The 12,728-nt window shown below is 65.5% G+C and carries 11 protein-coding genes and 1 tRNA gene; 8 read left to right on the top strand and 4 right to left on the bottom strand.

Annotated features, from left to right (window positions below; translation table 11 throughout):
• The first annotated feature begins 15 nt into the window (after positions 1–15).
• The 5 genes from J8G26_RS07450 to pstS all read left to right on the top strand — a co-directional run bounded on the left by J8G26_RS07450 (position 16) and on the right by pstS (position 7,192).
• Positions 16–1,320 (top strand): tryptophan--tRNA ligase, encoded by a 1,305-nt coding sequence (locus J8G26_RS07450; RefSeq protein ID WP_210568450.1) that lies wholly within the window; start codon positions 16–18, stop codon positions 1,318–1,320.
• Positions 1,321–1,457: 137 nt separating this feature from the next.
• Positions 1,458–1,892 (top strand): thioesterase family protein, encoded by a 435-nt coding sequence (locus J8G26_RS07455; RefSeq protein WP_210568451.1) that lies wholly within the window; start codon positions 1,458–1,460, stop codon positions 1,890–1,892.
• 63 nt (positions 1,893–1,955) lie between these two features.
• Complete coding sequence (locus J8G26_RS07460; protein ID WP_246881272.1) at positions 1,956–3,935, top strand: phosphate transport regulator; 1,980 nt, start codon at positions 1,956–1,958, stop codon at positions 3,933–3,935.
• Positions 3,932–5,563, top strand: coding sequence for a PEP/pyruvate-binding domain-containing protein (locus tag J8G26_RS07465; protein ID WP_210568452.1), 1,632 nt, complete (start codon positions 3,932–3,934; stop codon positions 5,561–5,563). The genes J8G26_RS07460 and J8G26_RS07465 overlap by 4 nt, the downstream gene beginning before the upstream one ends.
• A gap of 561 nt (positions 5,564–6,124) precedes the next feature.
• Positions 6,125–7,192 carry a phosphate ABC transporter substrate-binding protein PstS gene (pstS, locus tag J8G26_RS07470; protein ID WP_210568453.1) on the top strand — a complete coding sequence of 356 codons (1,068 nt, stop codon included), beginning with the start codon at positions 6,125–6,127 and terminating at the stop codon, positions 7,190–7,192.
• A gap of 144 nt (positions 7,193–7,336) precedes the next feature.
• Here pstS and J8G26_RS07475 read toward each other — a convergent pair.
• Together J8G26_RS07475 and serS are read right to left on the bottom strand one after the other, a co-directional pair.
• Positions 7,337–7,426, bottom strand: a tRNA-Ser gene (locus J8G26_RS07475).
• Between the two features lie 33 nt (positions 7,427–7,459).
• Complete coding sequence (serS, locus tag J8G26_RS07480) at positions 7,460–8,776, bottom strand: serine--tRNA ligase (RefSeq protein WP_210568454.1); 1,317 nt, start codon at positions 8,774–8,776, stop codon at positions 7,460–7,462.
• Between the two features lie 149 nt (positions 8,777–8,925).
• On the opposite strand from serS, the gene J8G26_RS07485 reads away from it, so the two are divergent.
• Positions 8,926–9,624 carry a CBS domain-containing protein gene (locus J8G26_RS07485; RefSeq protein WP_210568455.1) on the top strand — a complete coding sequence of 233 codons (699 nt, stop codon included), beginning with the start codon at positions 8,926–8,928 and terminating at the stop codon, positions 9,622–9,624.
• 93 nt (positions 9,625–9,717) lie between these two features.
• Here the strand turns inward: J8G26_RS07485 and ispH are convergent, their stop codons facing one another.
• Complete coding sequence (gene ispH / locus J8G26_RS07490) at positions 9,718–10,713, bottom strand: 4-hydroxy-3-methylbut-2-enyl diphosphate reductase (protein ID WP_087744140.1); 996 nt, start codon at positions 10,711–10,713, stop codon at positions 9,718–9,720.
• A gap of 3 nt (positions 10,714–10,716) precedes the next feature.
• Entirely contained in the window at positions 10,717–11,181 is a 465-nt protein-coding gene (locus tag J8G26_RS07495) for an FKBP-type peptidyl-prolyl cis-trans isomerase (RefSeq protein WP_210568456.1), read from the bottom strand.
• A gap of 90 nt (positions 11,182–11,271) precedes the next feature.
• Between J8G26_RS07495 and radC the strand changes: the two genes are divergently transcribed.
• Both radC and J8G26_RS07505 read left to right on the top strand, forming a co-directional pair.
• Positions 11,272–11,982, top strand: coding sequence for a DNA repair protein RadC (radC, locus tag J8G26_RS07500; RefSeq protein ID WP_087748179.1), 711 nt, complete (start codon positions 11,272–11,274; stop codon positions 11,980–11,982).
• 89 nt (positions 11,983–12,071) lie between these two features.
• The gene (locus J8G26_RS07505; protein ID WP_246881296.1) at positions 12,072–12,698 is read left to right on the top strand and encodes a Smr/MutS family protein; all 627 of its coding nucleotides are present in this window, start codon (positions 12,072–12,074) and stop codon (positions 12,696–12,698) included.
• Positions 12,699–12,728: the final 30 nt, after the last annotated feature.

The raw sequence follows: 12,728 nt of genomic DNA on the forward strand, positions 1-12,728 counted from the left end.
GCTGATTTCGCCCCCATGAGCACCACGCGCTTTCTCACCGGCATCACCACCACGGGCACGCCCCACCTGGGCAACTTCGTGGGTTCCATCCGCCCCTCGGTGGCGGCCAGCCTCACGCCTGGCGTGCAGAGCTTTTATTTTCTGGCCGACTACCACGCGCTCATCAAGTGCGAAGACCCGGCGCGCATCCAGCGCTCCACGCTAGAGATCGCCGCCAGCTGGCTGGCTGCGGGGCTGGACCCGGAACGCGTCACGTTCTACCGCCAGTCCGATATCCCCGAGACCACCGAGCTGACCTGGCTGCTGACCTGCGTGACCGGCAAGGGCCTGCTCAACCGCGCCCATGCCTACAAGGCCGCGCAAGACAAGAACGCCGCCGCCGGCCGCGAGCCGGACGACGGCGTCACGGCCGGCCTGTTCATGTACCCCGTGCTCATGGGTGCCGACATCCTGGTCTTCAACGCCCACAAGGTGCCCGTGGGCCGCGACCAGATCCAGCACATCGAGATGGCGCGCGACATGGCGGCCAGCTTCAACCACCTGTACGGCGAGCACTTCACGCTGCCCGAAGCGGCCATCGACGAGCATGTGGCCACGCTGCCGGGGCTCGATGGCCGCAAGATGAGCAAGAGCTACAACAACACCATCCCGCTGTTCAGCTCGCGCGAGCAGTTGCGCAAGCTGATCGGCGGCCTGCTGACCGACTCGCGTGCCCCCGGCGAGCCCAAGGACGTGGAAGGCTCGGCGCTGTTCCAGATCTACCAGGCCTTTGCCACGCCCGCCGAGACCGAGGCGCTGCGCCAGCAATACGCCGAGGGCATTGCCTGGGGCGATGCCAAAGAGCTGCTGTTCGAGCGCATCGACCGCGACGTGGCCCCCATGCGCGCGCGCTACGACGACCTGATGGCCCACCCCGAGAAGATCGAGCAGACCCTGCTGGCCGGCGCCGAGCGCGCGCGCCAGATTGCCACGCCCTTTGTGCGCAAGCTGCGCTCTGCCGTGGGCCTGCGCAGCCTGGCCCAGGCCAGCGCCGCCCCCAAGGCCGCCAAAGCAGCCAAGGCCGCCCTGCCCAGCTTCAAGCAATACCGCGAAGCCGACGGCCGGTTCTACTTCAAGCTCGTGGCCGCCGACGGCCGCCTGCTGCTGCAAAGCACGGGCTTTGCCGCGCCCAAGGATGCGGGCCAGGCCATCGCCCGCCTGCAGCAGCAGGGCGAAAGCGCCCTCACCGCCCTGGCGGGCCAGCTGGCACCCGTGGAAGGCGTGCTGGCGCAGGAATTGACCGCCGCGCTGCAGCAACTGGCCGAGGCCTCCAACGCCTGACAAGTTGTCACAAAATGCTATTATTTCAATAGCTGCTAGCGCTTTATACATATCAGCCACAGCGGTCTTTCCCGGCTCTCTTCCCCGCCCATAAAGCGGGCACCGGTGGCTTCACGGCGCAGGCGACAATCACCCACATGCCATGGGACTATCCACAACCGTTCACCCAGCCCGCCATGCCGCAGGCACCGGACATTGACGGACTGAACCACACCAACAACGCCGTCTATGTGCAGTGGTGCGAAAAAACCGCCTGGGCGCACTCGCGGGCCCTGGGGTTGGACCTGCACGATTACCACCGCCTGGACCGGGCCATGGCCATCCGCCGCAGCGAATACAACTACCTGCTGCCGTCGGTGGAGGGTGACGCGCTCACCTTGGGCACCTGGCTGGTGGCCAGCGACGGCAAGCTGACCCTGGACCGGCGCTTCCAGCTCATCCGCAACCGCGACCAGACCACCATCCTGCGGGGCCACTGGGAGCTGGTGTGCATCGAGCTGGGCAGCGGCAAGCCACGGCGCATGCCCGAGGAATTCTGCCGCGCCTACCTGCCCGCCCTGACCACCCGCTGAGCAGGTGTTGACGATCTGAGGCACGGCAGGGCTGTCATCAGCCTGCCATCCGCACGGGCGTAAATGCCCCTTGAACTTGCGGAGAACGAATCCATGCTCAAGGAAAAAGCGGTTGCATCCCTGGGGCAACCCTCGCTGCTGATGCCCGCGTGGATCAAGGCGGCCCTGGCGGCCAATGACCGGCTCAAGTTCTACCTGACCCTGCTGCAATCGGCGGCACAGCGTGCGTCGGCGCCCAATGGGCCGGTGGGGCACTGGGAAAAAGACATCGCCCAGAGCGGCCTGCAGGACGCCCCCTGGGCCCAGGAGCTGGTGGGCGGCGCCTATTACGACGACGACCTGCTCATCCTGCCCCGCATCGAAAACCTGCTGGAGGCCTTGTCGAACGACCTGTCCACCATGGCCCGCCCCGTGTGCGACACCGGGCAGGCCAGTGCCGCACCGCTGGCCGGGCGGCGCGACCACTGGCTGCAGCAACTGCACGCCCTGGCCGACAACGAAGGCCTGCGCCGCACCGCCCTGAACGAGCTGACCCACGGCGACCGCCAGCGCGGCGACAGCCTGCACCTGCTGGTGATGGACCTGCACAAGCAGATCAACGCCCTGTCGAGCGAACTGGCCACCGAAGATGTCGATGGCGCCCACGCCTGGCAGGTGCACGACGACGACCGCCCGCTGATCCAGGCCTTCATGCGCGGCCTGCACCGCACGGCCGCCCTGAAGTTTTCGCACCCCGGGCTGGACACCGCCGTCACGCGCGACGGCAAGCGGCTGCTGATCCAGAACGATATCGGCACCAACGACGTCCATGTGCTGGTCATCGAAGTGCAGGACAGCACCATCTCGCTCACCTATTCCGATCTGCATCCAGGCCGTTTCAGCTTTTTCCGGCAGATGCTCGAAGACATGGGTTTTGCCTGGAAGGTCTTCGACCCGCGGGTTTCCGAAGGGCTCAACGCCGGCAAGCCCTACATGGTGGGCCAGGCCCATCTGGCCGCGCAGAACAACGCCGAGCTGCAATCCGGCCTGGAAAACATCGCCTCGCGCATCGTCTTCGTGATCGACTGGAACCGGGCCCGCAAGCGCCTGCAGCATTTTGTGAGCAAGCCCCGGGCCATCGAGCTGCTCACGCAGGCCGCGCGCAGCAACTGGGGGCACATGGCCTGGCTGCTGGCGGGGGCCGAGCGCCTGGTCTACAACGCCATGCAAGCCCTGGACAGCGAGGCCTTCCATGTGGGCGACCGGCTTGACGACGTGCTGGGCGAAGCCGCCGCCAGCGCCTATCTGCTGGAGCTGCTGCGCATCTCCAGCGTGCTGCTGCGCGAGCAGCAACCCGTGTCGCTGGTGGCCGATGAAGCCCGCCTGCTGCTGGCCCGCGTGCTGCGCCAGCGCACCTTCGAATTCGACCTGCTGGCCGAGCACGCCGCCTTCACACACGCGCTGGCCGAGGGCCTGTGCGATGCCCTGGAAAACCCCGGTGATGCCGCCCAGACCCAGGCCCAGGTGCTGCGCGCAAAGAACTGGGAGCGCCAGGCCGACCACCTGCTCATGGATGCCCGCCAGCGGGCCGAGCGCCGGCCCCGCTGGCAGCCCGTCGTCGATTGCCTGGCCAAAGCCGACGATGTGGCCGATGCGCTGGAAGAGGCCACCTTCATGCACTCGCTCACGCTGATCCATCCCGTGCCCGGCCTGCCCGCCGAAGTGCGCGCAGCGCTGTGCCAGCTGGCCGCCACCACCCTGGCGGCCATCCAGGACCAGGTCAAGGCCATCGAAATTGCCCGCCAGGTCAGCCAGCGGGCCGATGGCCCCGACAGCGAGCTGTTCCTGCAAACCCTGTGGCGCATGCTGCGCGCCGAGCGCCAGTGCGACGAGCTGTTTCGCCAGGCACGCGCCACCATGGTCAAAAACCTGCACAACGCCCCGGTGGACCTGATGCTGGCCAACGACCTGGCCGCCACGCTGGAAAAGGCCACCGACAACCTGCTGCGGGTTGGCTATGCATTGCGCCAGATGGTGCTCAACAAAACGGGAATGTCGGCATGAAATCGAGCTCCAGCCTGCCCAAGCATCTGTACCTTGTTCGCACGCCGCCCAGCCAGAACCTGCACAAGCCCTCGCCCGCCACCATGGGCGGCAAGGGCTACAACCTGCACCGCATGACCCAGGCCGGGCTGAATGTTCCCGTCGCGCTGGTCATTGGAACGCACTACACCCATGCCCCGCAAGATTGCTTTTTGCCGGTGTTTTCCGTGGGCCTGCACGCGCTGGAAGAAAGCACCGGCCTGCTGTTTGGCGACGAGCGCAACCCGCTGATCCTGTCGGTGCGTTCGGGCGCCCCGGTGTCGATGCCAGGCATGCTGGAGACCCTGCTCAACATCGGCCTGAACGACCACACCCTGCCCGGCCTGGTGCGCCAGACCGGCAACCCCCGCATGGCCTGGGATGCCTACCGGCGCCTGGTGGCCAGCTACGGCGAGGTGGTGCAAGGGCTGCCTGCAGCGCTTTTCGAAGCCGAAATCGACCGCCTTACCCAGGGCGAGGACGAGCGGCTGCTCGACTTCAGCCAGCTGCGCCAGCTCACTCGCACTTTTCTGGCCCTTTATGAAACCCATGCCGGCCGGCCCTTCCCGCAAGACGCCCGCGAGCAGCTCTCGGGCGCCATCGAGGCGGTGTTTGCCTCGTGGAACGCCGACAAGGCGGTGGAATACCGGCGCATCCACCAGATCGACCACGACATGGGCACCGCCGTGATCCTGCAGCGCATGGTGTTCGGCAACACCGGTGGGCATTCAGGTGCTGGCGTGGGCTTCACGCGCGACCCCAGCACCGGCGAGAGGCGCCTGTGGGTGGATTTTCTGGCCAACGCGCAGGGCGAAGACGTGGTCTCGGGCCGGCGCAATGCCCACGGCCATGCCACCCTGGCGGCGGTGGCGCCCGATGCCTGGCAGCAGCTGCAGGCGTCTGCCCAGGCACTGGAGCAGCATTTCAAGGACATGCAGGATTTCGAATTCACCGTGCAGGACGGCGTGCTGCACATGCTGCAAACGCGCGACGGCAAGCGCACCCCGCTGGCCGCCGCGCGCATTGCCCTGGACTTGCTGGAAGAAGGGCTGATCGACAGCACCGAGGCCCTGGCGCGCACCCAGGCCATCGCCATGGACGCGCTGGGCACCGTGCGCATGGTCGCCGGCGACGACCCCGACAATGCCCCCGCCCCGCTGGCACTGGCCAACCCGGCGTGCTCGGGCGTGGTGTCGGGCGCCATTGCGCTGGATGCGCAGGCCGTCGAGCGCCTGGTGCAGCGCGGCGTGCCAGCCATCCTGGTGCGCCAGGACGCCGAAACCAGCGACATCGCCGCCATGCAAGGGGCGCAAGGCCTGCTCACCCAGCGCGGCGCCCGCACATCGCACGCCGCCGTGGTGGCGCGGCAAATGGGCAAGACCTGCCTGGTGGGCTGCACGGCGCTGCACATCGACGAAGCCGCGCGCACCGTGCAGATGGGCGGCCAGACCCTCGCCGAGAACGAGCTGATCACCCTGGACGGCAACGACGGCGCCATCTACGCGGGCCAGGCCACCAGCGCCCTGGTGCCCGACACCGCGCTGCGCGCGCGGCTGGAAGACCTGCGCAACCACAACCATGACAAGAAAGCGCGCCTCCACAAGCATTGATCGCAACCGTCTGACGGTCTTGGGCATTGAAAACTGGCGTCCGCCCCGGCAATGAGGGCTTTTTGCCGGATTCACGGTCGCATGGCGGTGTTCAACGAACACGGCAACGAAAGGCCTGTTGCAGGGGATTTGCGGGGCGATTCTCAAGTCGAACCTGCTGCAGGGGGGCCGCCCTGATCCCCGCTTCAGTTGACTATTGAGGTCACGCAAGGCGTGGAAAAGCACAAGGACGCTCATCGGTCCCCACCGTTGCGCACGAGGGCCAACACAGCTTGCGAGACGGTCGGCAGTCGCCGCAGCCTCGCCGCACCGTGCACGAGCCCCATTGAATCCCATTGCAACCAACCTGGTTTCCTGACCTCCACAAGGGAAATAGGTGCTCTGTTACGATTCATTTCTTCGTCATTGGCATGGCAAAAATTTCAATGCCCCATAAATGCCAGCAGGCATTCAAGTGCGCAAGATAACCTTGTCCGCACATTGACCCACTCCACCTCCATTCCAATAAAGCGTCTCATTTATTTGATGCTTTAAATACATACAGAGATTACAACAACCGTCATGAATCGCATTTGTTTCGTATTGGTTTTTATCATTTCCACGGTGGGCTCCATGAGCACAATGGCCCAAAGCATTACCGGTGCTGGCTCTTCGGCAGCCGCGCCCATCTACCGCAGCTGGGCCAAGGCGTACGCCCACGCAACAGGCGTAACGGTTGAATACGATCCCGTGGGATCATCGAGCGGCCTCCGGAAGATCCGCCAAAACGACGTGGGATTCGGAGGATCGGATGTGGCGCCTGCCGCCAAGGAACTTACCGAAGGTGGCCTGGTCACCTTCCCGGTTGCCATTACCGGGATATCACCCGTATTCAATCTGACCAAAATATCCGATGGCCAACTGCGCCTGTCTGGCGAATTATTGAGTCGCATCTACATGGGAGAAATCAGTCGCTGGAATGCGCCAGAAATCACCGCACTCAACCCCGGCGTCGCACTGCCCGACGAGGCAATCAAGGTCATAGTGCGCTCGGACGGTTCGGGCACCACCTACAACTTTGCGGATTATCTCAGCAAGGTTTCTTCCAAATGGAAGACGACCTATGGTGCAAAAACAAGCATCCAATGGGCTGACGGATTTATCGGCGCCAAAGGCAGTGACGGTGTCGCCAAGGCTCTGAAGGACACTCCGGGCTCCATTGCGTATATCGACCACGGTTATGTAAAGGAATATGGACTTGCCACCGCCCAGATGAAAAACGCAGAAGGCAATTTTGTCCGCCCATCGGTTATTGCATTCAAGGCCGCGCTGGCCAACAGCGAATGGGCCACATCCGGGTCGTTTTCAGAAACATTGACCCAGAAATCAGGCAAAGGCTCGTGGCCCATCACCATGGGTACTTTTGTTGTCGTCCCCAAGGTGGCCAACAACCCGGAGCAAACGCTGGCGGCCCTCAAATTCTTTGCCTGGGCGTTCCTCAATGGCGATACGCTGGTGCAGGAAAACAATTTCGTCCGCTTGCCAGACCGCGTACAGGCCACCGCCTTCAAGACAATCACGTCCATCAAGGACAAGTCGGGCGCCCCCATTGGCATGAACCTGATCTCATCCTTGCTGAGCACCCGGTGACGCCAAAGCCCTGCGCCGAGCGATCACAGCCACACGGCTGGATCATTGTCCAGCGGCTTTCTTCAGGCATCTGCGCAAACGAAGCCGTGCAAAAAGCAAAAAAGGTTTGCTGCTAAATATATAGCAGCAAACCTTTGTGCATACTGGCGGAGAGGGTGGGATTCGAACCCACGGTAGTGTTGCCACTACGCCTGATTTCGAGTCAGGTACATTCGACCACTCTGCCACCTCTCCTGTGTGTCGAAGCCTGCGAGTATAGCAAGGTTTTCAGGGCGCCAAAACAGCAATGCCGCCCATGTAGGGGCGGAGCACTTCGGGCACCGTCACGCTGCCATCGGCCTGCTGGTAGTTCTCCAGCACCGCCACCAGCGTGCGGCCCACGGCCAGGCCAGAGCCATTCAGGGTGTGCACCAACTCGTTTTTGCCCTGGGCGCTCTTGAAGCGGGCCTGCAAACGGCGGGCCTGGAAAGCCTCGCAATTGCTGACCGAGCTGATTTCGCGGTAGGTGTTCTGCGCGGGCAGCCACACTTCCAGGTCGTAGGTTTTGGCGGCGCCAAAGCCCATGTCACCGGTGCACAGGCTCATCACGCGATAAGGCAAGCCCAGCTTTTGCAGCACGGCCTCGGCGTGGCGGGTCATGTCCTCCAGCGCTTCGTAGCTTTTTTCGGGGTGCACGATCTGCACCATCTCGACCTTGTCGAACTGGTGCTGGCGGATCATGCCGCGCGTGTCGCGGCCATAGCTGCCGGCCTCGGAGCGAAAGCATGGCGTGTGGGCCGTGAGCTTGATGGGCAGATCGGACTCTGTCACCACCACGTCGCGCACGAAGTTGGTCAACGGCACTTCGCTGGTGGGGATGAGGTACAGCGCTGCATTGTCGGGCACGGGCTCACCGTCCTGGCCGCCCTTTTTGGCGGCGAAGAGGTCGCCTTCGAACTTGGGCAATTGCCCGGTGCCTTTGAGCGAATCGGCATTCACGGCGTAGGGCACGTAGCACTCGGTGTAGCCGTGTTCGCCGGTCTGCACGTCGAGCATGAACTGGGAGAGGGCGCGGTGCAGGCGGGCGATCTGGCCTTTCATGACCGTGAAGCGCGAGCCCGAGAGCTTGACGCCCATGTCGAAGTCCAGGCCCAGCGGGGTGCCCACGTCCACATGGTCCTTCACCTCGAAGGCGAAGGTGGCGGGCGTGCCCCAGCGGCGCACTTCCACGTTGCCGGATTCGTCGCTGCCCACGGGCACGCTTTCGTGCGGCAGGTTGGGCACGGCGACCAGCATGGCCAGCAGTTCGGCCTGGATCTGCTCCAGCCGCGCGGCGGACTGCTCCAGTTCTGCCTTGCCCGCAGCCACCTGGGCCTTGGCGGCTTCAGCGCCGTCCTTGTCGCCACGGCTCATCAGCATGCCGACCTGTTTGGACAGCTGGTTGCGCTGGGCTTGCAGCTCTTCGGTGCGGGTCTGCAGCGTCTTGCGCTCGGACTCCAGGGCCTGGAATGCGGAGACGTCCAGGAAGGCCTGGGGCTTTTTGCGGGTTTCCAGCCGCGCAATGGCGGTGTCGAGGTCTTTGCGGAGGAGAAGAATGTCAAGCATGGTGGGATTTTAGGGGGTGGCATGTCTGCCCCAGTGCAGGGTGGGCCACGCGGGGTGCAACACACCGATACACACAGCACTGCTGTGCGCGGCCGAACCTGTCGATAACATCGGTCATATGGGCTGCACGCGGCCTGCAGGAGGCATGCATGTTCTTTGTATTCGGCCCGTCGGGCCAGATGTACCGGGGCGGGCCAGAGAATCTGGCGCACATCGCGGCCGTGCGGCGGGTGGCGCGCCCCCAGGCGCTGCGCACGCGCGGCCCGGAGGTGGATGGCGCGCTTTCGCCGCCCGCACCTGCGCCCATGCCGCACTCGGCGGCCGCCACCGTCAACCTGCGCATGCAAGGCGCGGTCAGCGCCTATTCGCAGGCCGGGCAAGGTCCCCAGTTGGCACGCCAGCCCCTGACCCAAGTGCGCGACGTGATGACCACAACCCCCCTCAGCGTGCCCCCCGACCTGCGCGCGAATGATGCCTGGCAGATCCTGGCCGAGCGCCAGGTGGCGCAAGCCCCGGTGGTGGATGCGCTGGGCCGCGTGATCGGGCTGCTGCTGCGGGCCGACATGGCACCGCTGGACCTGCTGCCCGAACCCGGTGCCGTGAAAAAGACCATCGAGCTGGCGCGCCGCCCGGTGTCCGAGGTCATGGTGAGCCCCGTGCCCACGGTGGCGGCCGACACCGAACTGCGCCGCGTGGCCGCCGTGCTGCTCGACACCGGGCTGCCGGGCCTGCCGGTGACTGACGAAGCCGGCGTGCTGTCAGGCTTCATCGCGCGCACCGACATCTTGCGGGCCGTTGCGGCCGACCCGCCGCTGGATTTGTGGAGCGGGCCTGCGGTGTTGCTGTAGCGTCATCCCGGCAGGAATTTGAACCAAACAAGCCTCCAGCGCACGTCCAATAAGCGCTAGCAGCTATCAATTCAGTAGTTGCAACCTACGGGCTCAATGCCCCGCTGGCCCCGTCTCGGGCAGGCGCTCGGAAATTTCGAGGCCGGTGGCCGCGTCGATCTTGAGGCCTTTGGGCAGCGGGAACTTGATGGTTTCCTCGATGCCGTGCATCTTGCGCACCGACACCGCGCCCAGCGCCTTGATGCGTTCGATCACCTGCTGCACCAGAATTTCGGGGGCCGAGGCGCCAGCCGTGAGGCCCACGCGGGCGATGCCGTCAAACCATTCGTGGCGCAGCTCGTCCGCACTGTCCACCATGTAGGCCGTGGTGCCCAGGCGGGCCGCCAGCTCGCGCAGCCGGTTGCTGTTGGAGCTGGTGGGGCTGCCCACCACGATCACCACGTCCACCTGCGGGCTCAGCAGCTTGACGGCATCCTGCCGGTTTTGCGTGGCGTAGCAGATGTCCTGCTGCTTGGGTTCGCGCACCGTGGGGAAGCGCGCCCGCACGGCAGCGGTGATCTGGGCCGCGTCGTCCACGCTCAGCGTGGTTTGCGTGACCACCGCCAGCTTTTCGGTCTGCCCGGGCTGCACACGGGCCACATCGGCCACGTCTTCCACCAGGTGAATGCCGTGGTCGAGCTGGCCCATGGTGCCTTCCACCTCGGGATGGCCCTTGTGGCCGATCATGATGAACTCGTAGCCCTCTTTGGCGAGCTTGGCCACCTCGACATGCACCTTGGTCACCAGCGGGCAGGTGGCGTCAAAAATGCTGAAACCGCGCGCCTGGGCCTCCTGCTGCACCGCGCGGCTCACGCCGTGGGCGCTGAACACCAGCGTGGCGCCGGGCGGCACGTCAGACAGCTCTTCGATGAAGACAGCGCCCTTGGCCTTGAGGTCGTTGACCACGTAGGTGTTGTGCACGATTTCATGGCGCACATAGATCGGGCGGCCAAACTTTTGCAGCGCACGCTCGACGATCTCGATGGCGCGGTCCACGCCGGCGCAAAAGCCGCGCGGCTCGGCCAGCAATATTTCTTGAGGCTTCTGCATGGCTCAGAGCACGCCGATGATCTGCACTGCAAACGTCACCGGCTGGCCCGCCAGCGGATGGTTGAAGTCGAACAGCACGGCGCCATCTTCACGCACCTGCATCACGGCGCCCGCGTAGCTGCCCTGCCCGTCGGGCGTGGGGAACTGCACCACATCGCCCACGTTGTATTTCTCGTCGGGGTCGCCCAGTTCATTGAGCAGCTTGCGCGCCACCCATTGCTGCATGTCGGCGTTGCGCTCGCCAAAGGCTTCGCCGGCGGCCAGCTCGAACGTGGCGTGCGTGCCCTCGGGCAGGCCCAGCAGGCGCTGCTCCATGGCGGGCGACAACTCGCCCGTGCCCAGCGACAAGGTGGCGGGCTTGTCCTCAAACGTGTTGATCACATCCCCGGCCGGACCGGCCAGGCGGTAGTGCAGCGTAAGGAAAGAGCCGGACTGGACGGAGGGAAGGGAGGCTGCGGTAGATGTCATGAAAGTCCCGATAAACTGGCCCGTATTGTAGAAAACCGGGCAAAGCCCTACGCCCGTCGCTCCTTGGCGGGCGCCCTGCCCCCCAGCGCCATGCCCCTCAAAGACCTGCCCGCCGATGCCCAGCCCCGCGAAAAACTGCTGGCACGCGGCCCCGCCGCGCTGGCCGATGCCGAACTGCTGGCCATCTTGCTACGCACCGGCATCGTGGGCAAGGGCGTGCTGCAGATGGCGCAAGAGCTGCTCGACCCACCCGCGGTCAATGCCACCGGCCAGCTCAGCGGCGGCTTTGGCGGCATTGCCGGCCTGCTGCACACCAGCGCGGCCGACCTGGAGCGCATCAAAGGCCTGGGCCCCGCCAAGCGCGCCGAGCTGGTCGCCGTGCTCGAACTGGCCCGCCGCGCCCTGGCGCAGCAACTGCGCGAGCGCGAGGTGTTCGACTCGCCCGACGCCGTCAAGCACTACCTGCAGCTGCACCTGGCGGCCAAGGGCCACGAGGTGTTTGCCGTGCTGTTTCTCGACAGCCAAAACCGCCTGCTGGCCATGGAAGAGCTTTTCCGGGGCACGCTCACGCAGACCAGCGTGTACCCGCGCGAAGTGGTGCTGCGCGCCCTGCACCACCAGGCCGCCGCTGTGGTGCTGGCCCACAACCACCCCAGCGGCAGCGTGCAGCCCAGCCGGGCCGACGAGGCCCTGACGCAAACCCTCAAAACCACGCTGGCGCTGGTGGACGTGCGCGTGCTCGACCATGTCATCGTGGCGCCGGGCCAGGCCTTGTCGATGGCCGAGAAAGGGCTGGTGTGATACCGTCCAGGCCTGCCGCGCCAGCCCCAACCCGCCGCACCACCCCGGCGCCGCGCCGCGCCAGCCTGCGCATCCAGGGCCTGCACGACCTGGCCAGCGTGGCCCGCCAGCTGCGCGAAGAGCGCGAGCGCGCCGAGGCGCAGGCCCAAGCCCAGCGCGAGGCCGCGGCCCGGCTGGAGGCCGAGCGCCACCTGTTCAGCCGCAGCGTGGGGCCGGTGACCGCACTGCGCAGCCCCAACCTGGCGCGCCTGCGCGATCGCCAGCCACCGCCACTGCCCGTGCAGCACTGGATGGACGAAGAGCGCGTGCTGCTCGAATCCATCAGCGACGATTTCGATGTGAGCACCCTGCTCGACACCGACGACCAGCTCAGCTTTCGCCGCCCCGGCATCGGCGTGGAAGTGACGCGCCGCCTGCGCGCGGGGCACTGGAGCATCCAACGCCAGCTCGATCTGCACGGCCTGCGCGTGGACGAGGCCCGCGAGGCCCTGGGCCAGTTCATCCGCCACGCGCACAAGACCGGCCTGCGCTGCGTGCGCGTGGTGCATGGCAAAGGCCTGGGCTCACCGGGCAAAAGCCCCGTGCTCAAAAGCCGCGTGCAGCGCTGGCTGGTGCAAAAAAACGAAGTGCTGGCCTTTGTGCAGGCGCGGCCCATGGATGGTGGCGCGGGGGCCTTGGTGGTGCTGCTCAAGCCCGTACACAACAGAAATACATAGAAAATATGCCTCTAGCGCTTACTGGATAAG

It is taken from the genome of Acidovorax sp. JG5 (assembly GCF_017939685.1).
Lineage (GTDB): Bacteria > Pseudomonadota > Gammaproteobacteria > Burkholderiales > Burkholderiaceae_C > Acidovorax.

What these genes read in the sequence shown, in the direction of transcription:
- J8G26_RS07450 (WP_210568450.1), top strand. Translation starts at nt 16, where the DNA reads ATGAGCACCACGCGCTTTCTCACCGGCATCACCACCACGGGCACGCCC.
- J8G26_RS07455 (WP_210568451.1), top strand. Translation starts at nt 1,458, where the DNA reads ATGCCATGGGACTATCCACAACCGTTCACCCAGCCCGCCATGCCGCAG.
- J8G26_RS07460 (WP_246881272.1), top strand. Translation starts at nt 1,956, where the DNA reads ATGCCCCTTGAACTTGCGGAGAACGAATCCATGCTCAAGGAAAAAGCG.
- J8G26_RS07465 (WP_210568452.1), top strand. Translation starts at nt 3,932, where the DNA reads ATGAAATCGAGCTCCAGCCTGCCCAAGCATCTGTACCTTGTTCGCACG.
- pstS (WP_210568453.1), top strand. Translation starts at nt 6,125, where the DNA reads ATGAATCGCATTTGTTTCGTATTGGTTTTTATCATTTCCACGGTGGGC.
- serS (WP_210568454.1), bottom strand. Translation starts at nt 8,776, where the DNA reads ATGCTTGACATTCTTCTCCTCCGCAAAGACCTCGACACCGCCATTGCG.
- J8G26_RS07485 (WP_210568455.1), top strand. Translation starts at nt 8,926, where the DNA reads ATGTTCTTTGTATTCGGCCCGTCGGGCCAGATGTACCGGGGCGGGCCA.
- ispH (WP_087744140.1), bottom strand. Translation starts at nt 10,713, where the DNA reads ATGCAGAAGCCTCAAGAAATATTGCTGGCCGAGCCGCGCGGCTTTTGC.
- J8G26_RS07495 (WP_210568456.1), bottom strand. Translation starts at nt 11,181, where the DNA reads ATGACATCTACCGCAGCCTCCCTTCCCTCCGTCCAGTCCGGCTCTTTC.
- radC (WP_087748179.1), top strand. Translation starts at nt 11,272, where the DNA reads ATGCCCCTCAAAGACCTGCCCGCCGATGCCCAGCCCCGCGAAAAACTG.